Annotated in this window: 22 protein-coding genes, 1 tRNA gene and 3 pseudogenes; 10 read left to right on the top strand and 16 right to left on the bottom strand. The window is 71.1% G+C overall.

Translation table 11 applies throughout. The features are described 5' to 3' along the window. Positions 1–4 precede the first annotated feature (4 nt). The 8 genes from ACZ6RC_RS20520 to ACZ6RC_RS20555 form a co-directional block, all read right to left on the bottom strand. Positions 5–1,663: a glycosyltransferase family 2 protein gene (locus ACZ6RC_RS20520; RefSeq protein WP_469585128.1), complete on the bottom strand. Its 1,659-nt coding sequence runs from the start codon at positions 1,661–1,663 to the stop codon at positions 5–7. A 258-nt stretch (positions 1,664–1,921) separates the two neighbouring features. Then, positions 1,922–2,866, bottom strand: a complete 945-nt coding sequence (locus ACZ6RC_RS20525; RefSeq protein ID WP_469585131.1) for a sigma-70 family RNA polymerase sigma factor — start codon at positions 2,864–2,866, stop codon at positions 1,922–1,924. A 133-nt stretch (positions 2,867–2,999) separates the two neighbouring features. After that, positions 3,000–3,740 carry a PP2C family protein-serine/threonine phosphatase gene (locus tag ACZ6RC_RS20530; RefSeq protein WP_469585134.1) on the bottom strand — a complete coding sequence of 247 codons (741 nt, stop codon included), beginning with the start codon at positions 3,738–3,740 and terminating at the stop codon, positions 3,000–3,002. Between the two features lie 72 nt (positions 3,741–3,812). Next, positions 3,813–5,792 carry a flavin monoamine oxidase family protein gene (locus ACZ6RC_RS20535; protein ID WP_469585137.1) on the bottom strand — a complete coding sequence of 660 codons (1,980 nt, stop codon included), beginning with the start codon at positions 5,790–5,792 and terminating at the stop codon, positions 3,813–3,815. A 199-nt stretch (positions 5,793–5,991) separates the two neighbouring features. After that, complete coding sequence (locus ACZ6RC_RS20540; protein ID WP_469585140.1) at positions 5,992–6,453, bottom strand: hypothetical protein; 462 nt, start codon at positions 6,451–6,453, stop codon at positions 5,992–5,994. Between the two features lie 2 nt (positions 6,454–6,455). After that, positions 6,456–6,956: a hypothetical protein gene (locus ACZ6RC_RS20545; protein ID WP_453615824.1), complete on the bottom strand. Its 501-nt coding sequence runs from the start codon at positions 6,954–6,956 to the stop codon at positions 6,456–6,458. Between the two features lie 28 nt (positions 6,957–6,984). Next, the gene (locus ACZ6RC_RS20550) at positions 6,985–8,358 is read right to left on the bottom strand and encodes a hypothetical protein (RefSeq protein WP_469585147.1); all 1,374 of its coding nucleotides are present in this window, start codon (positions 8,356–8,358) and stop codon (positions 6,985–6,987) included. Positions 8,359–8,366: 8 nt separating this feature from the next. Then, positions 8,367–8,729 (bottom strand): hypothetical protein, encoded by a 363-nt coding sequence (locus ACZ6RC_RS20555; protein WP_453615818.1) that lies wholly within the window; start codon positions 8,727–8,729, stop codon positions 8,367–8,369. Between the two features lie 436 nt (positions 8,730–9,165). On the opposite strand from ACZ6RC_RS20555, the gene ACZ6RC_RS20560 reads away from it, so the two are divergent. The 4 genes from ACZ6RC_RS20560 (at position 9,166) to ACZ6RC_RS20575 (ending at position 13,059) form a co-directional block, all read left to right on the top strand. Continuing rightward, positions 9,166–9,381, top strand: coding sequence for a DUF6243 family protein (locus tag ACZ6RC_RS20560; RefSeq protein WP_391140126.1), 216 nt, complete (start codon positions 9,166–9,168; stop codon positions 9,379–9,381). 276 nt (positions 9,382–9,657) lie between these two features. Further along, positions 9,658–10,932 (top strand): M23 family metallopeptidase, encoded by a 1,275-nt coding sequence (locus tag ACZ6RC_RS20565; protein ID WP_469585151.1) that lies wholly within the window; start codon positions 9,658–9,660, stop codon positions 10,930–10,932. Positions 10,933–11,213: 281 nt separating this feature from the next. Then, positions 11,214–11,366, top strand: coding sequence for a hypothetical protein (locus ACZ6RC_RS20570; protein WP_391140128.1), 153 nt, complete (start codon positions 11,214–11,216; stop codon positions 11,364–11,366). A 157-nt stretch (positions 11,367–11,523) separates the two neighbouring features. After that, positions 11,524–13,059 (top strand): UDP-N-acetylmuramoyl-L-alanyl-D-glutamate--2,6-diaminopimelate ligase, encoded by a 1,536-nt coding sequence (locus ACZ6RC_RS20575; protein ID WP_469585157.1) that lies wholly within the window; start codon positions 11,524–11,526, stop codon positions 13,057–13,059. A gap of 151 nt (positions 13,060–13,210) precedes the next feature. Here ACZ6RC_RS20575 and ACZ6RC_RS20580 read toward each other — a convergent pair. Beyond that, a pseudogene (locus ACZ6RC_RS20580) lies at positions 13,211–13,462 on the bottom strand (SpoIIE family protein phosphatase); the annotation flags it as partial. A 61-nt stretch (positions 13,463–13,523) separates the two neighbouring features. Next, positions 13,524–13,790, bottom strand: a complete 267-nt coding sequence (locus ACZ6RC_RS20585; protein WP_453615810.1) for a hypothetical protein — start codon at positions 13,788–13,790, stop codon at positions 13,524–13,526. 728 nt (positions 13,791–14,518) lie between these two features. Here ACZ6RC_RS20585 and ACZ6RC_RS20590 point away from each other — a divergent pair. Then, complete coding sequence (locus tag ACZ6RC_RS20590; protein WP_469585160.1) at positions 14,519–14,671, top strand: hypothetical protein; 153 nt, start codon at positions 14,519–14,521, stop codon at positions 14,669–14,671. A gap of 149 nt (positions 14,672–14,820) precedes the next feature. Here the strand turns inward: ACZ6RC_RS20590 and ACZ6RC_RS20595 are convergent, their stop codons facing one another. The 3 genes from ACZ6RC_RS20595 to ACZ6RC_RS20605 all read right to left on the bottom strand — a co-directional run bounded on the left by ACZ6RC_RS20595 (position 14,821) and on the right by ACZ6RC_RS20605 (position 15,984). Then, positions 14,821–15,021, bottom strand: a complete 201-nt coding sequence (locus ACZ6RC_RS20595) for a hypothetical protein (RefSeq protein WP_469585163.1) — start codon at positions 15,019–15,021, stop codon at positions 14,821–14,823. 194 nt (positions 15,022–15,215) lie between these two features. Then, on the bottom strand, positions 15,216–15,428 hold the full coding sequence (locus tag ACZ6RC_RS20600; RefSeq protein ID WP_469585167.1) for a hypothetical protein: 213 nt from the start codon (positions 15,426–15,428) through the stop codon (positions 15,216–15,218). A 4-nt stretch (positions 15,429–15,432) separates the two neighbouring features. Continuing rightward, on the bottom strand, positions 15,433–15,984 hold the full coding sequence (locus ACZ6RC_RS20605; RefSeq protein ID WP_469585170.1) for a DUF5994 family protein: 552 nt from the start codon (positions 15,982–15,984) through the stop codon (positions 15,433–15,435). 591 nt (positions 15,985–16,575) lie between these two features. On the opposite strand from ACZ6RC_RS20605, the gene ACZ6RC_RS20610 reads away from it, so the two are divergent. After that, the gene (locus ACZ6RC_RS20610) at positions 16,576–16,926 is read left to right on the top strand and encodes a hypothetical protein (RefSeq protein WP_469585173.1); all 351 of its coding nucleotides are present in this window, start codon (positions 16,576–16,578) and stop codon (positions 16,924–16,926) included. Between the two features lie 670 nt (positions 16,927–17,596). On the opposite strand, the gene ACZ6RC_RS20615 is transcribed toward ACZ6RC_RS20610, so the two are convergent. Together ACZ6RC_RS20615 and ACZ6RC_RS20620 are read right to left on the bottom strand one after the other, a co-directional pair. Continuing rightward, entirely contained in the window at positions 17,597–18,256 is a 660-nt protein-coding gene (locus ACZ6RC_RS20615; protein WP_469585175.1) for an SMI1/KNR4 family protein, read from the bottom strand. A 650-nt stretch (positions 18,257–18,906) separates the two neighbouring features. Continuing rightward, a complete protein-coding gene (locus ACZ6RC_RS20620; RefSeq protein ID WP_469585178.1) occupies positions 18,907–19,521 on the bottom strand; it encodes a hypothetical protein in 615 nt (204 codons plus the stop codon). Positions 19,522–20,155: 634 nt separating this feature from the next. On the opposite strand from ACZ6RC_RS20620, the pseudogene ACZ6RC_RS20625 reads away from it, so the two are divergent. The 3 genes and pseudogenes from ACZ6RC_RS20625 to ACZ6RC_RS20635 form a co-directional block, all read left to right on the top strand. Further along, positions 20,156–20,482: pseudogene (locus tag ACZ6RC_RS20625) on the top strand (replication initiator); the annotation flags it as partial. Further along, complete coding sequence (locus tag ACZ6RC_RS20630) at positions 20,475–20,690, top strand: helix-turn-helix domain-containing protein (protein WP_469585181.1); 216 nt, start codon at positions 20,475–20,477, stop codon at positions 20,688–20,690. The pseudogene ACZ6RC_RS20625 and the gene ACZ6RC_RS20630, both read left to right, overlap by 8 nt. Continuing rightward, a pseudogene (locus tag ACZ6RC_RS20635) lies at positions 20,690–21,835 on the top strand (tyrosine-type recombinase/integrase). Before ACZ6RC_RS20630 ends, ACZ6RC_RS20635 begins: the two are co-directional and overlap by 1 nt. A gap of 51 nt (positions 21,836–21,886) precedes the next feature. Here ACZ6RC_RS20635 and ACZ6RC_RS20640 read toward each other — a convergent pair. Next, positions 21,887–21,960, bottom strand: a tRNA-Gly gene (locus tag ACZ6RC_RS20640). Positions 21,961–22,355: 395 nt separating this feature from the next. Here ACZ6RC_RS20640 and dcd point away from each other — a divergent pair. Further along, a complete protein-coding gene (gene dcd, locus ACZ6RC_RS20645) occupies positions 22,356–22,931 on the top strand; it encodes a dCTP deaminase (protein ID WP_391140136.1) in 576 nt (191 codons plus the stop codon). The last annotated feature ends 3 nt before the right edge of the window (positions 22,932–22,934 follow it).

Below are 22,934 nucleotides of genomic sequence, written 5' to 3' on the forward strand. Positions count from 1 at the left end.
CGGGCTACCTCCAGTGGACGCGGGCCCGTACCGCCCGCGCGGCCTTCCAGCCGAAGCTCACCGCATAGGCGGACACCGCCGACGGGGCCGCCCGCAGCCGCAGCACCAACTGCCCGTCGCGCGGCCCGACACGGGCGGTGCGCAGACGCTTCCCCTTGCCCGGCAGCGACAGCGCGTGCTCGTCCGCCCGGCGTGAGATCCGGCCGCTGAGCGCCGCCCCGAGCCCGCCGTGCGCCGTGACCCCGTGGGCGGTGCAGCGCAGCGAGACGTGCCAGTCGCCGTTCGGGAGCGCGGCGCCGTCGGCGAGGGTCGCCAGATCGACGGAGGCCCGGAAGCGGGCGCGGCCGTAGTCGTACGTCTCCTTGCCGCGGCTGACCGTCAGGTGGGGCGAGGGCACCTGTTCGGCCCGTGCGGAGAACTCCCGGCCGTCGCCGCCCTTTTCGCGGAACACCACCTCGGTGACCAGGTCGTCGGTGTCCACCTGGTCGAGGTAGGCGTAGCCCGAGAGATCGAGGACGGTGCCCTTCCAGGCGAGGCGGTCCACCCAGCGGCGCGGGCTGGCGCCCACCGTCGCGGCGGTGATGTCGCAGAGCCGTTCGTACTCCGGTGAGTCGGCGGACGGGAACGGCGGAGCCGCGTACACCCGGCCGCCCCGGACCAGCGTCTTGCCCGGCCGGCCCGCGAGGTCCCAGGCGACCACCTCGGCCAGCTCCTCGACGAGCCCCTCGCGCAGGCAGTGGGCGACCAGCCGCTCGGCGACGCTCAGCTTCGCGAGGACGGCCGGGGTGACCCACTCCCGCGCGTACGGCCGGGCCAGTTCGACCAGCGCCGCCCGCTCGCTCGCGTCGGCGGCGACGAACTCCGCGTCGAAGCGGCGCAGCATCTCCACCCGCACATGACGGCAGACCAGGTGGTCCCGCAGCGGCCCGGGTTCGGTCAGGCCGGTGACCAGCTCGACCATCTCGGCCGCCTGGCGCAGGGAGACGTCGAGGTCGATGCCGTGCGCGGTGATGTTGCCGTCGTCGCCGCGCTTGACGACGTAGTAGCAGGCGTAGTCGCCGACGACGGAGATCACCGTGCTGTGCAGATAGGCGCGCGCGACGAAGTGCTGGTCCTCGCTGATCCGCATGTGCTCGGGGAACCGGAGGCCGTTCTTCTCGATGACCTCGCGCCGGAACAGCTTGAACGGCATGAGGGTGTAGTAGATGTCGCCCTTCGACAGGTCCGCCTTGTCGACGTTCTTGGCGAAGACCTGCTTGGGCACGCGCCGGTTCACCCCGACGAGCTTGCCGAGGACGATGTCCGAGTCGTTCTTCTCGGCCATCGCCACGAGCCGCTCCAGGGCCTCCGGCCCCAGGCAGTCGTCGCCGTCGAGGAAGAAGACGTACGTCCCCTCGGCGTGGTCGAGCCCGACGTTCCGCGGCCGGCTCGGCCCTCCGGAGGCCTCCTGGTGGATGACCTTCACCTGTCCGGGGTACCGCTTCGCCCACTCGTCCAGGACCTTGCCGCTGCCGTCCGTGCTCCCGTCGTCGACCGCGACGACCTCCAGGGCGTCCATGCCGATGGTCTGCTGGGCGACGGAGGCCAGCGTCTGCTCCAGGTACGGCATGGCGTTGTAGACGGGGACGACGAGAGAGACGCGGGGCGGGCGCGGGACGTTCATCGAATGGTTCCCCCTGTGTGGAAACGGTGAATACGTCGATGAGGAGGATGCGTGATCCGGCGGTCCGGTTTCGGTACGGCGGGAGCGAGCGCTCGGAAGGTCGGGCGGTCCCTGCTGAGGAGGAGACCGATCTCCGCATCGATTCGCGCGGATCTTACCGCTTTCAGAAGGGCTGCCCGACCGGTATGTCCATATTCTTATCCGATCGGGCACGGGGCCCCGGTGGTCCGCTCTCGCACCCCCGGGCGGGGCGGCGGATCAGTCGTCGAACGCGTCGGGAGCGGGCAGCGCGTCGGGACCCGGCACGGCGAGGTCGAGTCCCGGCAGGGCCGCCGGGTCGGCGACGATGTCGATCTCCGTGATGAGACCGTCGGCCGTCGTGAAGCGGAGAACCAGGGCCAGCCGGCCGTCGCGGGCCATCGCCAGCCCGAGGAGACCGTCGACCAGGGCCGGCCCCGTGAACCGCGCCCGTCCCATGGCCGCCATCGCGCCCTGGGCCACCGTCCGGGCGCCCTCGACGACGATCGGCTCGGGGCTCGGGACGACGAACCGGTCGGCCCGCAGGACGACATCCGGGTGCAGCAGCCGGAGCAGCGCGTCGAAATCCCCGCCCCGGGTGGCGGCCAGGAACGCCTCGACCAGCCGCCGCTGCCGCCTCCCGTCCGTCCCGGGCTTCGGGGCGGCGCCCTTGACGCGACGGCGGGCGCGGCTGGCGAGCTGGCGGGTCGCGGCCGGGGTCCGCTCGATCATCGGCGCGATCTCGTCGAACGGCACGGCGAACATGTCGTGGAGGACGAACGACAGCCGCTCGGCGGGGGTGAGGGTGTCCAGGACCACCAGGAGCGCGAGGCCGACCGAGTCGGCCAGCAGCGCCTCCTGCTCGGGATCGGCGCCCTCCCCGCTGCTCCCGTCCGGGGCGGACCCCAGGGGGCCGGAGGCGCCCGGCGGCTGGTAGGGGTCGAGCGGCTCCTCCCGCCGCTGCGCGCGCGAACGGAGCAGGTTGAGGCAGACCCGCCCGACGATCGTGGTCAGCCAGCCGCCGACGTTCTCGACCTGGCCGGCGTCTGCGCGACCGACGCGCAGCCAGGCCTCCTGCAGCGCGTCCTCGGCCTCGGCGAGCGAGCCGAGCATCCGGTAGGCCACCGCCCGCAGATGCCCGCGGTGTTCCTCGAAACGCTCGATCGGCAGGCCGGGCTCGTCCATCCGTCGGATTCCTCGCGCTGGGGATCAGGGAAGGGGCGCACACGCAAGCGGTGCGCTCTCAAGCGGTGCACCCTCAACCTATCGAGTGACGCCCGCCGTTGACGCGGATACCCCCGGCGGCGCCACCCCGGCGTTATGCCCCGACGCGTACCAGCGCGAGCGTGATGTTGTCGGGCCCTCCGGCGTCGATGGCCGCCTTCCACAGCTCGTACGCGGCCCGGCCGTCGTCGTGCACCCGCAGCAGCGCGGCGATCTCCTCGTCCGGTACGGGGTCGGTCAGCCCGTCGCTGCACACCAGGCGCCGGTCGCCGACGGAGAGCGGGGCGGCGGAGACGTGCGGGGTGACGGGGGCGGGGTCAGGGCCGCCGCCGAGGGTCTGGGTCACCACGGCCGTGATGCGCTGCCCGGGGGCGGGCGGCGGGCTGTCGTCCACGCTGAGCTGGCGCAGCGCCGTGCCGGTCGCGTCGTACACCTTGCTGTCGCCGACGTTGAACGACAGCAGGGAGTCCTCCAGGACGACCACGCCGGCGACGGTGGTCCCCATGGTGAACAGCCCCGGATCGTCGCCGGCGGCCTCGTACACCGCGCGGTTGCACAGCTCCAGCGCGTCGCGGACCGCTTCCTCGCCGTCCAGCGCGTGCCCGAGCCAGGAGAGCCGGCGGACGACCAGCGCGCTGGCCACCTCGCCGGCGGGCTGCCCGCCGAGGCCGTCGGCGACGGCGACGACGAGCGGCCTGCCGAGCGGGAAGACGAAGGTCTGGGGCGTCTCGGTCACGGTCCCGCACAGGATCCACGGCCCGACGGCCAGGCTGTCCTCGTTGTGCTCGCGCACCAGCCCGTCGTGGCTGAGCGCGGTCACGGCTACGTATGCCACACCTTCATTGTGTACCGGCACCGGGCGGCGTGTACCGGTGAAGCCGCCCGGGCCGCCCGCACCCGGGGCCGGTCAGTCCTTCAGATGGACCTCCAGGGCGGTCCGTACCGCCGACTCCAGCGCCCCCTCGATCCACGCCGGCTTCACCGACGTGTGGCAGCCGGCGAAGTGCAGGCCGCCCTCGGGCTCACGGATGTGCGGGAACAGCTCGGTGTGCTGGCCGGGGAGGAGGACGGACGCCTCGCCGTAGGCGTACGGGTCGCGCATCCAGGACTGGGTGCGGCCGACGCCGGTGTAGAAGACCTCGATCCGCTGCCCGTAGACCTCCTGCAGACCGGCCAGCGCGCGCGGGTAGCGCTCCGCGTCGTCGAAGGCGTCCCACTTCAGGGCGTCGTCGGACCAGCTGTAGGAGGCGAGGACGACGCCGCCCGGGCTGCCCTCGACGGGGTGGGACGGCTGGAACATGAAGCGGTTGGGGTTGTCGGTCGCCGAACCGCCGCCGACGACGTGCGCCGCCTCGGGCTGGTCGCGGGCGATGTGCCGGGCGGCGGCGTAGTGGGCGCGCTGCGCGCCGGAGATGTGGCCCCGGGGGACGGACGGGTGGGCGCCCAGCAGGCTCCCGTCGTCCGGCGTCCGGCCGAGCCGGTACTCCCGGTGCAGCCCGGGCCGTACGGCCTCCAGCTCGCGCTTCCAGTCGGCCTCGTCGAACTCCCACCAGCGGCGGCTGAACTCCAGGAGCACCTTCGTGGCGGCGTCGTAGTGCAGCTCCGTGACGGCCCGCCGCTTCCCGTACGACAGGGCGGGGGTGACGGGGATGTGGCGCAGCCCCGAGAAGGGGACGGTGATGATCGCGGTGTCGCCGGTGAACCTCTCCCGCTCGACACCGCGCGGCCCGCGGCCCTCCGAGACGGTGTCGACGGTGACCGTGCCGTTCCCGTGGGTGATCCGGGTGGCGCGCCGGTCGAGCCGTACGAGGTCCTCGACCCGCTCGTAGAGCGCGTCGACCAAGGTGCCGGTGCCGTCGGGGAGTTCGAAGAAGGCGGTGTCCGGGCTGATCAGCGAGGCGCCGATGAAGCTGTGGATGAAGGCGAGATGGAGCCGGGAGGTGAGGTTCTCGACGGTGCCGATCAGGTCGACCGTCCGCTCGTCGAGCTTCGCCTCGTCGCTGAGGAAGCGGTACATGGACATGTGGCCGTACCGCTGGACGACACGGGCCCAGCCCTCGACGAGGGCCTTGCCCTCCTTGCCCTCGATCTCCCGGCGTACGGGCGCGAACGCGTCGCGCAGGATCCGCGCGGCGGGGACCGTCTCGTGGCGCGCGGGCACGCCGAAGGAGCGGTTGACGGCGCGCGGGTCGCGGGCGTAGTCGGCGCGGCGGACGCGGATGCCGTTGACCAGGATCCAGGTGCGGTACGCGGGGCGGCCGCTCCCGTCGACGTCGACGAGGTGGAAGCGCCGGCGCCGGAGGCCGAGGCCGTCGATGAGCCCGGTGACGAGGGGGTGGCTGTCGGGGATGCGCATCGCGCCGGCCTCGGCGTACTGGCGGGCGTCGGCGAAGGGAGGCTCGGACCGCTCGTGCCCACCGGCGCGGAACGTCTTGATCCGCCCGCCGACCCGGTTGCCGTTGGCCTCGATGACGGTGACCCGGTGCCCGGCCTGGCGCAGCAGGTGCGCGGCGGTGAGCCCGGCGGGCCCGGCACCGACCACGAGCACGCTCTTGGTACGGCGGGACCGGGGCAGCCCGTCCCGCAGCAGGATGTCGGCGTACCGGGGCACGAGCGGCTCGTCCGCCTCGTCCCGTACGAGGATGGCGCGGGCGACCGTCAGACACGCCGCCCACTCCGCACCGCCGGCCGCTCCCGGCGCCGCTCCCGGGGCCGCTGCGGGTGCGGCTCCGGACGCCTCCACGGCGAGGGGGACGATCCCGGCCCCGGCCACCGCACCGGCCCCGGCGATCAGGGTGCGGCGGGAGGGGCCGGGCGAGGGGTCGGGGAGGGGCGAGGAGGAGGTCTCGTCGGAGGAGTGCGGGCTCTGCGCCGGCTCGATGATCATTGATCAACTCTGGCGGGTCGGCGGGCCGCGGAACGCCCGGAAGCCGTGTGACGGTCAGTAACCACCCGGACGTGTGGCGGCCCGCGCGACGCTGACGAACGGAGGCGAACGGAGACGAACAGGGCCGCGCGGGCGCGCACTTCGGGGGACTCGGCCCCTGGACTCCGCGCCCGCGCCCGGCCCCCGGGCTCCGCGCCCCTCAGAGCCGGAAGAGCACTCCGCGCCAGGTCCAGCCCGCGTCGAGGACCGTCTGGCGCAGGGGGTCCTTCATCTGCCGGGTCTCGAAACGGAACGTCTCGACCCTGCGCTCGCGCCCGTCGGGCCCCGTCTCCTTCCCCCACACCCGGTACACGGCGTTCGCGGGCCCGCGGCTGCGCTGGCCGAGGACGTGTTCGGTCAGCGAGACCTCCCACTGCTCGTCGACGGCCCGCACCTCGCCCTTGGCCGCGTCCAGACGCATCCGGGTCCAGAGGCGTACGCGCAGCTCGGGGAGGCGGCACTCGGCCACCAGGTCGCCCTCCTTCGGTGTCCCGTTGCGGACGACGAAGGGGACGCCGGGCCCGTTGAGCGCCAGCAGCGCCGACCGCACCTCCAGCGGGGAACGCCGGGCGACGCCCGGGCCCGGGTGCCGGGTGCCGAAGTAACCGTCCAGGAAGCCCATCGCTACGCCTCCGCCCCGGTGTCCGGCCGCACGCTGCGCACGAACTCCCGGAAGTCGCCGACGACCTCGTCGTGCTGGTCCGCCGTGGCGGTCAGGACCAGCCGGATCACCGCCCGCCTGCGCGGATCGTGCGCGTCCGGGAAGGTGAGGAACACCTGGGACTGGACGAGGTCGAGCCGGACCTCGCCGACGACGGCCGGGAAGGTCAGCAGCTGCGTCAGGGCGGGCGCGTCCGGGGACCCGACCTCCTGGCGCCGGGCCACGGCGACCGGATCCACGAACGCGCTCAGTCGCCGCGCGGACTCGTCGGCGAGATCGGACAGGGCCGCCGCCTCCGGCGGAACCTCGCCGGCGACGGTGATGTTGGCGGTGAACCCGCGGTCCGGGTGCGGGTACGCCGCCGCGAAGGCCACGTCCGGGGCGTCGAGGCCCTCGGGGGGCGCGGCCGGCTGCCAGCCGTCGGGCAGCCGGAACTCGATCGGGACCGGCAGTGTCAGGGGCATCGGAGGCCCTCCTTCCAGGGGAAGTACATCAGGGCAGCCAGCCGCCGACGGTGTTCTTCACGGAGCCGGCGGCGTCCCCGAGGGCGTCGACCCCGTCCCCGACCGCGCCGCCCACCGCGTCGGCGGCGTCGCCGACGCTCTTGCCCACCTTGTCCGGGTCGACGGTGAACTCGAGGCCCACGGAGCCGCCGAGGGCGGGGGAGAGCCCCACCTTGCCGCCGAACTTGTACACGCCTTCGTCGTTCTTCTCGTAGCCCCACTTGGCTTCGGCGCCGGGTCCGGCCCAGCCCTCGGCGGTGGCGCCGAAGCCGATGCCGGCGACCTCGGCGCCGCCGGCGACGGAGGCCTTCGCCCCGGCGAACGCCTTCGCGTTGACGACGACACCGTCCTTGCCCGCCTTGAGACCGGCGCTCGCCTCGGCGCCGGCGAAGCCCTCGGCGCGTCCGTAGGCACCGACGTAGGGGCCGTACTCGGCGCGCCCCTCGGCGAGCCCCCGGAGCCCGGCGGACGCCTCGGCCTTGGCGTTGAGGCCCGCTTCGGTGAAGCCGAAGTTGGCGGTGGCCCGGGCGCCTCCGTAGGCGTCGGCGATCCCGGAGAGCTTCCAGTCCCCGTTGGTCGTCGTCCCTTCCGCCTTGAGGTGGAAGAGGTCGGCGGCCGCCTTGACCGAGGCTTCCTTGCCGTAGGCGGGGCCGGTGACCTTGAACTCGGCGCCGGGCCCGGTGGCCGAGGCCTTGCCCTCGGACTTCCAGCCGTCGGTCTTGGTCGTCGCCTTGTCGTCCGAGGGCGCGCCGGCCTTCGCCAGGTCGCCCTCGGCGTGGGCGTTGAAGCCGTTCAGGGTGCCGTCGGCGCCCTTGCCGAAGGCGTCCTTGTTGCTGTCGACGACGGCGGCGGCGAGGGCGGTCTTCACGGAGGTGTCGGCCTCGGTCGCGGCCCGCACCCGGTCGTCGATGTGCTTCTGCCAGGAGGCGACGGAGTCCTGGACGGCCTTCTTGCCGTCGACGTCGTGCCGGTACGCGCTGCGCTCGGCGGGCGTGAGCGCCGACCAGTCGAACGCGACGCGCCCCTCGGCGGAGACGGTCATGCCGGCGGCCTTCGCGTCGTCGCGGGCGCTCTCCAGCTTCTTCTTGAGGTCGGTGAGCTTCTCGTGGGCGTCCCGCAGGAGGCTTGCGATCGCCTTCGCCTGGCTCTGGGCGGCGGAGTACTCGTACCGCGTGGCGGCGAAGTCGGCCTCCGCGACGCCGGCGCTGACGCCGGTCCAGGCGGGGCCCATGGAGATCTTCTGGACGGTGTCGCGGTAGCGGTTCTCGACCTTGTGCAACTCCCCGGCCATCGCCTCCCACTGGGAGGCGGCGGTGGTCAGGAGGCCGAGGTCGGTGGTCATGATCTCGTGGTAGGTGGGCATCCGGGCGCCTAGAGGGTGTTCAGCTTCGACTGGGCGAGCAACTGGTCGCCCACACCGATGTCATTGCCGGCGAAGAGCCCGGACGCACCGCGCAACGCGTTCTTCTCCGCGGCCAGTCGGTTCATCAGGGTCTTCACCTGCCTGTTCCAGGTGTCCTCGACGGTCTTCAGCCCGGCGGCCGTCTCCCACCCGTCGAAGCCCTTCCGCGCGGCACCGGTGGCCTCGTCCGCGTGCTCGGCGGCCTTCTTGGTGTTCGGCTCCAACTCGGTCTCGACGGTTCCGGCGGCCGCCTTCTTCTGCGCCGGTGTCGAGGCGAAGTCCGTGTCACCGCCGCCCGCCTGAGCGAGGTTCAGTCCCGGTTCGTGATCCATTGCCATCGTGAATCCCCCGTGTCGATCGACTGCGATCATATGATCACCCCGGCCTCGATCCGCCCCGGCCCCCCGGGTGTTACGCAAAGGGTCACACCGCGGTCACACGTCCCGGCCGTCGCCCGTACCCCTCGCACGTGGAAACGCCTCCGCCCGGGTCCCGAGGGGCCTGACGGCGGCCGTGTTCCGGCGTCGATCAAGTCACGCGCGGTCGGGCTCCGACCCCCGCCCCCGCCGGCCGCGTCGCCCGCGCCCGGCACGAGACGCCGGGCATGCGGGGCCTACGGAAGCGGGTACCGTCGTTGTCATGTTCTTCCGGACGCCGATCGACGAGTGAGAGCGTGACGGACCGCGGCTGACGCCCTGGGACGTCGCCGCGCCCGTCCCCGGCGCCACGACATCGGCAGAACACCGCACCTCACCACCGGGAGAACCCGTGACCGACAGCAAGAACATCAACAACCCCGTCGGCCAGGGCGGCGGCCAGCGCAAGAAGCTGTCCCGCGCCGAACGCCAGAACAACGGCCCGCACCGCAACCTCGACCGCCAGAACGCCGCCGACCGGAAGGCGGACCTGGTGCGCAAGATGCGCGAGAAGGCCCGCGCGACCGAGAACACCGACGAGACGGCCGACGACACCACCCGGAACTGACACGCCTCTGACCTGCGGACACGTCTCTTCGCACGTCCTTCCGGGAGGCTCTGCCCACACCCGTGGTGACCGCCGCTCACCGCCCTGGAGGGCACGGACGGGGCACGTGCCGGCTTCCGCTCCGCGGTCCGGTGCGGCTGGACGGGTGTAGTTCGGCGCCCGGCTCCGGCGCCGTCCGCCGGGAGCGTCGCTCGCCCGGATTACATGGGCCTGCGCCTCGGCGTGGGGCGTGCCGGTGCCCTTCACGGTCCCGGACCCGACGACTGGAAGAGCACCATGGCAGAGCGCCACCCTCGCAACCGCACCGGCCGCGGCCCGCTACGTCTCGGGCTCGCCGCCGCCGTGCTCGCGGTCGGCATGCTGACGGCCTCGACGGCACCCGGATACGGAACCGGCCCGACCACACCGTCGCCCGGCCCCCAGTTCACGCCGTTGACGGCGGCCGTGCTGACCAAACCGGCGCCGTTCCGCGCCACGGACGGCAAGACGCACCTCTCGTACGAACTGCTCACCACGAACGCGCTGCCCAGCAGCGCACGGGTGCGGCTGGACCGGGTCGAGGTCCGGGACGCCCGCACGCACCGGGTCGTGGGCGCGCTGAGCGGGCAGGCGCTGGCCGATGCCGCCAACCCGGTGGGCGACCCGCTGCCGGGTGCGGACGGGTACACGCCGGCGCCCCCGGGGCCGACGCCGACCGTCATCCCGGGCTCCCAGCAGTGGGTCGTCTGGCTCGACCTGGTCCTCGACCAGGACCGGCGGGTGCCCAAGGTCCTCGAGCACCACCTCTCGGGCGCCGTCCTCACCGCCTCCGGCTCCTCCCCGTTCGAGGAGACGGTCCAGATCACCCCGACCGACCGCACCGCGCCGCTGAACCTGGACGCGCCGGTCCGTCCCGGCACCTGGTACTCCAGCGAGTCGTGCTGCGGCAACACCCACCACCGGCGCGGCCTCGGTCCGATCAACGGCCGCTTCTACGTGCCGCAGCGCTTCGCGATCGACTGGTACCGGGTCGGCGAGCAGGGCCAGACCTGGGAGGGCGACCCCGCGCGGCTCACCAGCTACCTGAGCTACCGGCAGCCCGTCGTGGCGGCGGCCGGCGGCAGGGTGGTGGAGGTCCAGGACGGCATCCCGGACAACACGCCGCCCGTCACGCCGCCGGTCCCGCCGATCGAGCAGACCGTCGGCAACCACGTCACCGTGGAGGTCGCGCCCGGCCGCTACCTGCTCTACGCCCACCTGGCGCCCGGCTCGCTCAAGGTCCGGGAAGGCGACCACGTCGAACCCGGCCGGGTCCTCGGTCTGATCGGCAACAGCGGCAACTCGACCACGCCGCACCTGCACTTCCAGGTGATGACCACGCCCGAGTTCTTCCCGACCGACAGCCCGCCGTTCACCTTCCGGAAGTTCCGCGTCGTCGGACAGGTCGAACCCCGCCTCTGGGACGACAACCTGGGCACCCAGCCGACCGGCGTCCTCCCGATCACACCCTCCCCGTACGACGGCCCCCACCACGCGCGCTATCCGCTCGACCGCGAGGTGCTGGAGTTCTGACCGCCCCCGGCCGGCCCCGGCGGGCGACGCCCGGAGCACCCCGGACAACGACGAAGGCCCTGGTCTTGTGACCAGGGCCTTCGTTCACGAGCGGATGACGGGACGAACCCGGAGGTTGCGACGACCCGTCGCTGAGCCCCCACCGACCGAGGAGGCAGCACTCGACACCGGCCGGCGTGGCCGAAGAGGGTTTCGGCCGGCCGCCGCCGTGACGGGCCGGTGGCCTTCCTGCGCAGGCAGAGGCGGTCCTCGGGCCGCTGGGCGGGCCGTACACTCGGCCCATGGGTCGCACACGTTCCTCGAGGCAGTGCCTGCAGCAGGCCGCCTCCGAGATGCGCCCGGCCGCCGGGGTTCCGACCGCTGTCGACCCGACCGGCGCGGCCCTCGCCGCAGCGCCCAAGACGCGCCGTACCGCCCTGCACGGCCACGGCTAGCGCATCACGCCTCCGGCTCCTCCGCTGGCCACGGCTAGCGCATCGCGCCTCCGCCTCCTCCGCTCCACATCACCACAGCAGTTTCCCGGCATGCCGCCGGCACTGCCGCCTGGCTACGGCCGCACGCCCGGGCCCGAGCCCCCTCGAAGGGATCATTGTGAAGCTGAGCGCATTGCTGGCCGGGCAGGAGCACCACATTCTCCAAGGTGATCCGGACACGACGTCGATCACCGCGGGAACCACCTTCGACGCCGACCGGGTGACGCCGGGCTCGCTCTTCATCGCCGTACCCGGACACCGGGAGGGCGGCCCCGGCTCCGTCTCGCCCGCCCTGGCCCGGGGCGCCGCCGCCGTGCTCGTCGACAGCAGCGCACCCGCCCTGCCGGCTGGGGTATGGCCCGCGGGCACCTGCGTCGTCCGGGTACCCGACGCGAGGACGGCCGCCGCGGTGGTCACCTCCCGTTACTACGGCGAGCCCGGGCGACAGATGGAGATGGTGGCGATCACCGGCACCAACGGGAAGACCTCCGTCTCGTACATGGTCGAGTCCGTCCTGCGGATCGCCGAGGGCGCCAGGGTGGGGGTGATCGGCACCGCCGGAAGCAGGATCGGCGACGAACCGATCCCCATGCCGCCCTCGGTGCTGACCACGCCGGAATCCCCCGACCTGCAGTACCTCCTGGGGTTCATGCGCGACCGTGGGGCGGCCGGCGTGGTGCTGGAGGCCACGTCGATGGCGCTGCTGACGCACCGGGTGAACCGTACGTTCATCGACGTCGGGGTCTTCACCAACCTGACGCAGGACCATCTGGACGACCACGGGACGATGGCGGACTACAGGGACGCCAAACTGCGGCTCTTCCAGGGCCTGTGCCGACGCGCGGTGGTGAATGCCGACGACCCGGTGGGCGCGTCCATCGTGTCGATGATGCCGGGTGCCGTGACCACGTACGCCCTTGATCGCCCGGCTGACTACCGGGCCACCGACCTCGTGGTGAGTGCCTCGGGCACGCGGTTCGCCCTCCACCACGACGGACACGCCTACCCGGCCTCGATCCCCGTCCCCGGCCGGTTCTCGGTGGCCAACGCGCTGGCCGCGGTGGCAGCCTGCCACGTGCTGGGGCACGAGCTGGGCCCGCTGGTCGACGCGCTCGCCCGGATGCTGCCCGTCCCGGGCCGGATGGAACGCTTCCGAACCCCGCTGGGCACGTCGGTGATCGTGGACTACGCCCACTCGCCGGACTCCTTGGACAAGGTCCTGGCCGCCATCCGGGGCTTCGTCCGCGGCCGGGTGATCACGGTCTTCGGCTGCGGCGGAGACCGCGACACCACCAAACGAGCCGAGATGGGCCGGATCGCCGGGACCCATTCCGACCTCTGTGTCCTGACCTCGGACAACCCCCGCAACGAGGACCCCGAGGCCATCCTGGACCAGGTCGCCCCCGGCCTCACGGCGACCGGCACCCCCTTCCGGCGCTACACCGACCGGCGCCAGGCGATCGCCTTCGCCTTGTCCGCGGCGGGCCCCGACGACACGGTCCTGATCGCCGGCAAGGGCAGCGAACCACACCAGATCGTCGGCGAGAAGCTGCTCCCCTTCAGCGACATGGCCACGGTGCGCGAACTGGCCCAGACCCAGGCCGTACGCAGCACGGGTCACCCCACGGCCGGCCCACCGCCCCTGTCGCCTTGAGGCCCACCGCCACCTGCCCCCCAACAGGTCCGGACACCGACGTTCTGACCTGCGGAAACGCTAGCCCGAAGCCGCTTCTTCGCCGCCTGCTCGGCTCCCTTGTCGTCCGCTGCTGACCGCCCCTACTGGCACGTTGTGGCACGACGGCGGATCAGCCACGCCACTCGACCAGAACGAGAGTGGCGTCGTCCGAGGTGGCTTCGCCGCGTGCCCGCTTGAGCGTGTGGGACAGGTCCCGTGCCACTGTGCGGACGCCTCGGTCCTCCTTCTCCAACTGGTTCACCCAGCCGATGAGCTGGTCCTCGCCGAACTGCTCCTGCCCGCTCTCGTGCTCCTCGATCAGACCGTCGGTGAAGCAGAGGAAGCGGTCCCCCGGTTCGAGCATCACACTGCTGACCTGCGGCTAGGTGTCTCTGCCGCTCGTGGAACGCCACCGAGGCTGCGTCGCGCGGTGCGGCCGACCGTTAAGGTTCCTCGGCGTGCGGGCCGGTACCGGTGGAAGGCCGGCTGGTGTCGAGCCAGGAGCGGGCCGGCTCGGCAGTGGTCTCGGTGTCGACGGTGAGGTGGAGCCGTGTGCCACCGCCGGGGATCGGGTAGCTGCGCTGCTCCGTGCCGGCGAAGCACCGGCGGATTACTTCGGCGACGGCGCGGGCGGCCTCGGGGGTGGCTGCGACGACGCGGACTTCGGCGTGTCCTGCCTGCGGCAGGCTCTCGTTCTCGGTGGATTCCAAGACGGCGTGTTCCTTTCGGGACGGTGCGGGAGGATGCCGGGCGGGGTCGTGCCGGTCGCCCCGTCCGCGGCCTTCGATCGGAGGAGTCGTCCGAGGGGGCGGGGTCGGGCATCCGGTGCGTCGACGACCGGGCGGGGACGGGACGCGGGGGCGGGGCCCCGCCATCGGCCTCCCAGGCGTCTTCGACGCCTCGGGCGTCCCGCGCGGTGGCCCGTGGAAACTCCGTCGGACCAAGGCCGGCCCGTGGTGAGGACGCATCCAGGAACGAAGACCGCGGTCCTCGACAGGCCGCGGAGACGACTTCGGCAACCCGGTTCCTCCCGTTCCCCGGAACCGGCACCCGTGTGAGAGGCGGCGCGCGACGTGTTCCCGGCACTCCGGCGTGCGTCCGGGTCGGCGACGTTCGGCCTCATAGGGAAGAGGATTCCATGTCTTGCGCTGACATGCGTGGGGCTACGGGTGGGTCCACGAGAGTCCTGAGACACCGTGACATGACGGGGCGGTCGTCCCGCCCGCGGCCCGTTCACCCGCACAGGCGGGGGCCGCGACGGTCCACGGCGGTCCCATCCGCAGACGGGCGGATCCGTCATGGCCGAAGCGGACATCCCGCGCTCGCCCCCAACTCCTGCCGGACGCGGGCACACGGCGGTGCTGCCCGGCACGGCCCTGTCCGGCTGGAGGCGACGCCCTCCTGGCAGGGCGTACGGGTCGCCCACGACAAGGCGCTGGTGAAACGGAGCCCCTCGATCGGTACCGACGACGTCCTGCCCGCCGAGGACGAGGTAGCGGTCTCTCTCATCGGCATCGCGGTGTTCGTGGCGGGCCTTTTCCGCCTGGCCCTGTGCCCTCCCCGCTCCACCCGCCGTCACGCGGCCCGGTGACGGCCCGAGAGGTCCGGACGACGGCGAAGCCCCGGGTCGAGGACCCGGGGCTTCGCACAGGAGCGGATAAAGGGTGTGGCCGTGCGACACCCGTCGGCCCGGCCACGCGTGGCTTTCGGGCCCGGACGGCCCGTGGTCGGGAAAGGGGTTCAGTGCGCCGTGCGTCGGCGGTGCGGTACCGACCTCACGGCGAGGTGGAGGATGCCCGCGATGAGGAGGAGCGTGCCGATGGATGCCAGATACAGCATCCCGTCGACGGTCGCGCCGATGATGATCAGCGCGACCGCGACGATCAGCAGGACAGGGAGAGGACCACGGTGTGCCTCGGTTCGCGGATGCGGGAACCTCACGGCGGCAGTCGTCACAACGGCCCCGGCGTATTCACTCCGCCAGGGCCGCCCTTCCGGATCGCCGCACGTGAGAGTGCTTGATCCTGGTTCCATCGTACGACTCCGGGCCGGTTGGTGCCGAGGCGGAGCGGGCCGTCGGGCGGGTCGTCCCGGGCGCCCCGCCCGCGGCCTTCGGTCGGAGGAGTGGTTCTGGGTCAGAGCCGGATGCCCGTGCGCCTGCGGCCGGTGGGTGCCTGTCCCGACGCACTGCGGGGGCTATGGCCGGGCGGCCGGGCGACGGCCGGGAAGGGGGCGCTGAAGCGGTGGGCCGCGATGCGCGCGTCGTGCTGGGCGTTGAGCCGGTGGATCAGGAACAGGCCGAGCACGATCAGGAGGGCTCCCGCCGCGAGCGTGATCAGGATCTCCACGTCGTCACCTCCGCACGTTTCCCGGCACGGAGATCATCCGTGCCCCGACGACCGGGTGCCGGAGGACCGGCGGGGCGGCCCCGCCGTCGGTCTCCCAGGAGTCCTCGCGGCTTCGGGCGTCCCGCGTGCGGCGGGCGGCCGCGGCTTCGCCGGACATCAGCACGCCGGCGGTGAGGACGCCGCCGGGGGTGGCGGCAGCGGTCATGAGCCGGGCTGCCGCGGCGGGTTCGGTCCCGGGCGGGATCACCAGCAGGTCGCAGCGGCCGACGGCGTAGGAGAGCAGGATCATCTTGTCGGGATCCTGTTCGGCGAACCAGCCCACGTGCACGGTGTGCCCGGTGACAGGAACCTTGTGGGGGACGACGGGCCAGCGGGCGGGGTTCACCGTGACGCGCGTGATGCGCCCGAAGCGGTCCTGCACCGCGTCGACCAACGAGGGAAGCTCGACTGAGAGATCGTGTGAGCGGGGCCACCAGGCGCCGTCCAACAAGCCGGCGAGGGTGGTCTCCGGCGTCAGGGTCAGACGTGCCGGGACGGGCGGAGCGATGACGGTCATGATCGCGGACCCATTCCCGGGCCGCTCCGCGGAGCGGCCCAGTGTCTTGATCGCCGGAAACGACGTCCGCGTGGCGGCGGGTGTACGAGTTACTTCCGGTAACCTCAGCCTACTCCGCCGTGCGGCCGGACGAGCGGATTCCGGCGCAAGGGTTTCCGGGCGGGGCCGCCGCTCCCGATGCGCTGTGGCCGAGTCCTCTGCCCCGACCCGGCCGACCCGATGTGCCTCAACAGCGGGGCGCCCCCTGCGGGACCGGAACTCGTCGGCGGACCACACGACAAAGCCCCAGGTCGCCGACCTGGGGCTTCGTTCACGAGCGGATGACGGGAATCGAACGCGCGCTATAAGTCTGGGAATCACTGCCGCTCTTGCCTCCCATATGGCCTCTGACCTGCGGACAAGCCCCTTTGCTGGGTCTGCCGAGAGGTCCCGCCCGCACCCGTGATGACCGCTGTTCACCGCCTTGAAGGGCACGGATGGGGCACGTGCCCCTGTCCCCTGGCGGAGTCCACAGACACCGAAGTCACCAGCTGGCAAGATGCTGCGCAAGGGCGATAACGCCGCACGAGCGGCGTCCAGGGGAGGGCGACCATGGGCTTCTTCGACAAGTTGTCGGGCAGCATCGGCGGCGGCTCGGGGCGGTCGTGTCCCGACTGTGGGGAAGACTTGTGGGCCGACTCAGGAGAGCTTTCGGGCCGGTACGAATGCCACAACGACAGTTGCTTCGGGTGGCGGGTCTACTTCGATGAAGGCGGCACGCTCGTTGACCCGCCGAACCGTGGCAAGAACGGCGGCGGTCGCACGTGTCGGTGGTGTCAGTCGCCACTCTCGCGCGAAGCGAGCTACCTCCCTAACGAAGACGGCAACAACTCACACGCCTACATCGTCTGCCCGTCTTGCAAGCAGGAGAACATCCAGTACGGCTTCGGCGAGGACGATTAGTACGTCAACCATCGGTTTCCATCGGCCAGGCCGGACCGACCGCATGGGTCCGCGGCGGCGGGTGGAAGCCAGGGGCAGTCAGGGCCGGAGAACGCCATTGAGGACGCTAAGCAGCCCCTGACAAGGCCGGGACGGCGCGGTACTGCCAGATGCGTCGGATTCGCAGCGAGGTCAGAAGGCGTACGAAGAGGAACCCGTTGTCACCGAGCTCCGGTCTGGCGTACATGGGCCCGGGGTGCATTGGGTGATCGCTCGGCCGCCCCCTCCACCGGACAGCCGGTCCGGTGGAAAGGGCAGGGCACTGCCGGCCGAGGTCCGCGCACCAAAGGGGTGCCCCTATTGCGTCGCGTCGCAGCTCTCGCAGCGGCTCACAGCCGTCCGCCCAGTGTTGCCTTGGGTGGCGCGGAGCGGGCTTGAGGGAGTGAGACGACGCCATACTCCGGGTGAGGGGGTGGGCACCCAGCCGTAGCGGGGTGGCCGGATGTCGGCCGGGACGATGTGCATGCAGCCCGGAAGGTGCGCCTTGCCACTGGCGTGGATGATGATCGCGGCTGCCGGCCAGCCGTCCCATTCATTGGTGGTGGGTGCGCTGCCGTGAGGTACGCGCGGAGCGCAGTCTGCGCAGTTGTGCATTTCATGGCGTTCGCAGTACTGCATCGTCTCCCCCATGTCAGGTCCCGAGCCGTTGCTCGGTGATCTCAAGCCAATTTCGATACCAGTGCGCGAAGTCATGCCCGGTCGGCTCGATCCCTCGGTCCATCGGTCTCAGATCCTCCCAGATGGCACCTCGGTGCGGGCCTGTCATCACCATCAGCGACGTGTAGCCGCATCCCTGCTCGCTGAGGAACACCGCGCCCGCCTCCTGCGCGTCGTACAGCTCCTCGTAACGGGCATTCCAGGCCGCGTACGCGCGACCGAACTCCTCGTCGGTCGCGAAGGCGTCCGCCGAGGGCTCCTGTGTCTCGATCGCGGTGAGCTCGCTTCGCAGCGCCTCGGCCACGAAGGGGCGTCCGGCGAACTCGGCGGTGGTCGGCTGTGCGGGGAAGGCAAGCCCGATGCCGAGCCACTGCCACCTACCGTCGCTTATGGTCGGTGTCATCAGGCCGTAGTCGGGGCCTGCTCCCCCTCTTCCGACGCGGAGCAGGAAACTCCGATACTGCGCTGGCAGACTGACGCCCAGGTCCGCTTCCAGTGCTCGGATCTGTTCCTCGCTCAGGACTGGACTGAGGCGAAAGCCATGCCCCCGTGCCCCGAAGATCTGGTCTGCTCTGGGGTGTTCGGCAAGCCGAAGCACCCGCTCCCGCACTCCCGCCCACGTTTCTTCGCTCACGGGCTCACGCTAGTGAGACGCGCACCGAACCGGCACGGGATTTTCCCGTGGAGCAACGACGAAGGCCCTGGTCTCTGACCAGGGCCTTCGTTCACGAGCGGATGACAGGAATCGAACCCCCGCTATAAGCTCGGGAATCACCGATCTTTGACGGCCGATATGCGCTGTGAGCTGCGGAAACGGGTGCCGAGTCGAGCCGTGCGTCCCTTCTCGGCACCCATCGATATCCGTGGTTCCCCGTCCCACCTGGCACGGAAATGGCACGGCGACCTCTTCGCCCCGAAGCGCCTCGGGTCGGAGCTCGGCCTGGGGCCGGTGCGCCTCTAACCTGCGTTGATGGTCTGCAGACGTTCGCGCTCGTCCGCCGCTGTTCGTCGGCGTTGTCCCGGAGCTAGACAGTCACCGCTCAACGGCCAGCCACGGAACAGGGCCGTTGTCAGTGCCGGCCTCTATGGTCTCAAGCGCGCGGTCGGCTTCCGGGGGTTCCAGCTCTGAAGGGAATGGTTGCATCCCCGGCCTGTCTGGGGGCGGCCCGGAGACTCGTCCGGGACCTAACCGACGGCCGGGCTTCGTCGATGGCCAGGGGGTGACCTGCCAGCGCCGGCCGCGCACCACCTCCCACATCGAACGGAGGTGAACAGACTTGTAGATCAGGTTCCCTGGCTCTGCGGATCCGGCAGCGGGCGCAACACTGCCTCAGCGGACTCCATCCGCACGATGGTGCAGGAGGGGATTCCCTTGATCGCGCCGACTGTTGCACCGAACTTTCTGCCGTCCTCATGGACGAAATCGATCTCGTAGCGCTCCGCGTCAGCGTCCACGTTCGAGCCCGTTATGCGCAGCTTGTCGACCGCCACTCCGTAGTGCTGATGCAGCCGGGATTTCGCCAACCTAGCGGCCTCATCTGCCGATGGAATGTTGCTCCAGGACTCCCCCTGCGATCGGCTCTTGAGCTTCTCGTAGACCATTTTGATCGCTGCGTGGATAGCTGTCCCGCCAGCACCCCCCGCCGCGCCCACGGAAACCTGCATCAAGATCTCCGTGAAGGATCCGGAGGCACCCCAGTTGAGCTGGTTGGTCTTCGCGGAGACGGCGTTGAAGTTGGGGTACTCATTGCCCTCGGCCCACGAGATGGTTGCCAGCTCCTCCATCACCTCTTCGGTGAACATATCGAGGTGGGCAAGGTCGAGGTCCCAAGCCTCCTCGGGGTAGTACGCGGGGTGTTCAACCAACTCGATCGAAACGCGCGATTCCTGAGACTTCACACTTTCCTCCCAACCAGCTTTCAGCATCGTGGCAGATGGGCCGTCACAAGGGGTCGAAATCGGCGATGCAGTGGAGCGGGCGCAGATCTTGGCGCCGAGGCGACACGCTCATCAGCCACGGTGATACTGGTACCGACGCGGAGCGACCACACCGGCCTTCGCCACATCGCGGCAGCAGCTGCTCCCCGCCCGCCCCTTCCCGGTGGTGCGGTCGTCGCCTCACGCTCTCGTCATCCGTGACGGCGAGGGTACGGCGCCCCGCCCTAGTCAGGCCCGGCAGTCGGCTGGCCGCGCGCAAGAGGCCACCCTTCCCTCGCCGCTGGCCACTCTTTGGTCGCCCGTCTTGGCCGCAGTCGGCAGTGCTCGTGGCTACGCGTGCCATGTGACGGTTGCCGTGCTTGAAGGCCTGCTTTGGCTGCTCATCAACCCGAGCTGTTAGGCGTGCGGCCGGCGGCCGGGCTGGAGCGGGGCGTAGACAGGAGCGCAGGCCCGGGCGACGGGCCGCGCTACCGCGCCGTGCGCGGTGGGTGCCTTGATGAGGTAGAGAAACCTGTAACAGGTCCCTTGGCTGCCCCTCGGCTATGCCGTGGTGAGCGCGTCGGCGATGGTGTGCATGTCCTCGATGACGGCGTCGGCCTACCCGGACCGACGGCTGAGGGCCTGGGCCCACATGCTCGGCTTCCGTGGCCACTTCTCCACCAAATCCCGCCGCTACTCCACCACCCTCGGCGCCTTACGCCAGGTCCGCGCCGACTACCGCGCCGCCCAGCAACGCACCGCCCTCGGCCTGCCCGACCCCGACGAACACCCCGAAGCCACCGTCCTCGTCGTCTCCCACTGGAGCTACGCAGGCCACGGGGCCACCCCGGGAGAGTCCTGGCTCGCCGCCAACATCCGCCGCGACATCCAACACAACCGCGAGATCGCCCGCGAAGAACTCATGGGGGAACGAGATGAGTGATCGATACCTGTCTGTCGTCCAGGTCGCCGAACTGCTGGGCACCAGCGTCCGGTTCCCCCGGCGCCTCGTCGCTGAGCGGCGCATCCGGTACGTGAAGGTCGGGACCCACGTGCGCATCCCGGAGAGTGCCGTACAGGAGTACATCGCGGCCAACACCGTCGAGCCCGCCCGGCCCCGTGTCCGCTCGCGCTTCGGGAGGGCTGCCTGATGGCCAACAGTCGTGGGCGGCGGCGCCGGTTCGGAGCCATCCGCAAGCTGCCCTCGGGCCGGTTCCAGGCGCGGTATGCGGGGCCTGACGGCGTCATGCGTCCGGCGCCCAACACCTTCGCGACCATGAGGGACGCGGATGACTGGCTCGCCGAGAAGCAGACCGAGATCAATAAAGGTGACTGGCGGGACCCGGACGCCGGGGCCGTGAACTTCGCCGAGTACGCGCTCCAGTGGGTCGAGGAACGCGACCTGGAGGAGACCACAGAAGAGCTGTACCGACGACTGCTCCGGCTGCACCTTCTCCCCACCTTCGGGACCGTCGATCTGGACGAGATCACCCCGCCTCGCGTCCGAACCTGGTGAGCGGGACGACTCAAGGCGACGGGTTCGACGACCGTCGCGAAGTCCTACCGTCTGCTCAAGGCGATCCTGGAGACAGCCACGGACGACGAGCTGATCCGGCGAAACCCGTGCCGCATTCCCGGTGCGGGCAAGGAGACCCCGGCCGAGCGGCCCACTGCCACTGTCGACCAGGTCGACGCCGTCGCCAAGGCCATGGGCCCGCGCTGGCGCCTCATGGTCTACATCGCCGCGTACGGCCAGGCCCGGCCGGAGGAACAGGCGGGGCTTCGGCGCTCGGACGTCGACCTCGCCAACGTCGGCGTGTGGGTCCGCCGCGCCGAGCCCGAGCTCAACACCGGCCGCCGTGCGCCCGGCGACACCAAGAGCGAGGCGGGCAAGAGGTTCATCGTCCTGCCGGCCTTCATGGCGAAGGACCTCAAGACCCACATGTACCTCTACGCCGAGCAGAAGCCGGACGGGCTGCTCTTCGTGGGGGAGCGGGGTGCCCCCTTCCTGCGTACGACGTTCGGTCGGAAGTGGAAGAAGGCGCGTTAGGCGGCCGGTCTGCCGGAGGGGTTCACCTTCTACGACCGCCGGCACACCGGCCACACGCTCTCGACGCAGTCCGGGGCGACGCTCAAGGACACGATGGTCCGCGCCGGCCAGTCCTCGGAGAAGGCGGCCATGATCTACCAGCACTCGAACCTGGAGCGGCAGCGCGAGGTGGCGGCCGGGATCAACGCCCGCGTGCAGGCGCTACGCGCCAAGGCATCTGGCACGAATCTGGCACGCGAGCCCTAGATAGGTCTGGACAACACAAAAGCCCCGGGTCTCTGACCTGGGGCTTTGCTATGGAGCGGATGACGGGAATCGAACCCGCGCTATAAGCTTGGGAAGCTCATGTTCTACCATTAAACTACATCCGCGCAGCGGTCCGAAGATCGGTACCGCAGACTCGGACACTGTACCCCATGCCCGCCCCCGCGACGTAGCCGTCCCCTGCGGAGTGCCGCCTGGAGTCGTGTCCTGTTCATCCCCTAATGTGGCTGTCTCGTCCACCACTTGTCGGGGAAGGGACTTGATGGGTTCGATGGAGCGCACCGTCGTCCGTTGTGCCGAAGGGCATGTGTTCAGTACCGCCTCGTTCCCGCTGCAGCAGCTCGGGGCCGCGCGGATCGGGCCCGGGCGGCTGGTTCGGTGTCCGCGATGTGCGCGGTTGCGGCATGCGGTGCCCGTGGAGCTCGGGCAGCGCTGAGAGGTCGCCGGGCGCGGGTCCCTGCCCGATTGGGGCAGGTCCGCGCCCTCTGCGTATCGTGGGGGCGTGCTTCTCTCAGACAAGGACATCCGGGCCGAGATCGATGCCGGGCGGGTACGCATCGACCCGTACGACGAATCCATGGTGCAGCCCTCGAGCATCGACGTGCGGCTTGACCGCTTCTTCCGGGTGTTCGAGAACCACCGCCACCCCCACATCGACCCCGCCGTCGAGCAGCACGACCTGACCCGTCAGGTGGAGCCGGAGGGGGACGAGGCGTTCATCCTGCACCCCGGCGAGTTCGTGCTCGCGTCGACCTACGAGGTCATCACCCTGCCCGACGACATCGCGTCGCGCCTGGAGGGCAAGAGCTCCCTGGGGCGGCTCGGGCTCGTCACGCACTCCACCGCCGGGTTCATCGACCCCGGCTTCTCCGGGCACGTGACCCTGGAGTTGTCGAACCTCGCCACCCTGCCGATCAAGCTGTGGCCGGGGATGAAGATCGGCCAGCTGTGCATGTTCCGGTTGAGCTCGCCCGCCGAGTTCCCGTACGGCAGCGAGCGCTACGGCTCGCGCTACCAGGGACAGCGGGGGCCGACGGCCTCCCGTTCCTTCCTGAACTTCCATCGGACCCAGGTGTGAGGG

This window comes from Streptomyces sp. NPDC048353 (assembly GCF_055587165.1).

Coding starts and splice junctions, on each gene's coding strand:
- ACZ6RC_RS20520 (WP_469585128.1), bottom strand. CDS start 1,663: ATGAACGTCCCGCGCCCGCCCCGCGTCTCTCTCGTCGTCCCCGTCTAC.
- ACZ6RC_RS20525 (WP_469585131.1), bottom strand. CDS start 2,866: ATGGACGAGCCCGGCCTGCCGATCGAGCGTTTCGAGGAACACCGCGGG.
- ACZ6RC_RS20535 (WP_469585137.1), bottom strand. CDS start 5,792: ATGATCATCGAGCCGGCGCAGAGCCCGCACTCCTCCGACGAGACCTCC.
- ACZ6RC_RS20540 (WP_469585140.1), bottom strand. CDS start 6,453: ATGGGCTTCCTGGACGGTTACTTCGGCACCCGGCACCCGGGCCCGGGC.
- ACZ6RC_RS20545 (WP_453615824.1), bottom strand. CDS start 6,956: ATGCCCCTGACACTGCCGGTCCCGATCGAGTTCCGGCTGCCCGACGGC.
- ACZ6RC_RS20550 (WP_469585147.1), bottom strand. CDS start 8,358: ATGCCCACCTACCACGAGATCATGACCACCGACCTCGGCCTCCTGACC.
- ACZ6RC_RS20555 (WP_453615818.1), bottom strand. CDS start 8,729: ATGGATCACGAACCGGGACTGAACCTCGCTCAGGCGGGCGGCGGTGAC.
- ACZ6RC_RS20565 (WP_469585151.1), top strand. CDS start 9,658: ATGGCAGAGCGCCACCCTCGCAACCGCACCGGCCGCGGCCCGCTACGT.
- ACZ6RC_RS20570 (WP_391140128.1), top strand. CDS start 11,214: ATGGGTCGCACACGTTCCTCGAGGCAGTGCCTGCAGCAGGCCGCCTCC.
- ACZ6RC_RS20605 (WP_469585170.1), bottom strand. CDS start 15,984: ATGACCGTCATCGCTCCGCCCGTCCCGGCACGTCTGACCCTGACGCCG.
- ACZ6RC_RS20610 (WP_469585173.1), top strand. CDS start 16,576: ATGGGCTTCTTCGACAAGTTGTCGGGCAGCATCGGCGGCGGCTCGGGG.
- ACZ6RC_RS20630 (WP_469585181.1), top strand. CDS start 20,475: ATGAGTGATCGATACCTGTCTGTCGTCCAGGTCGCCGAACTGCTGGGC.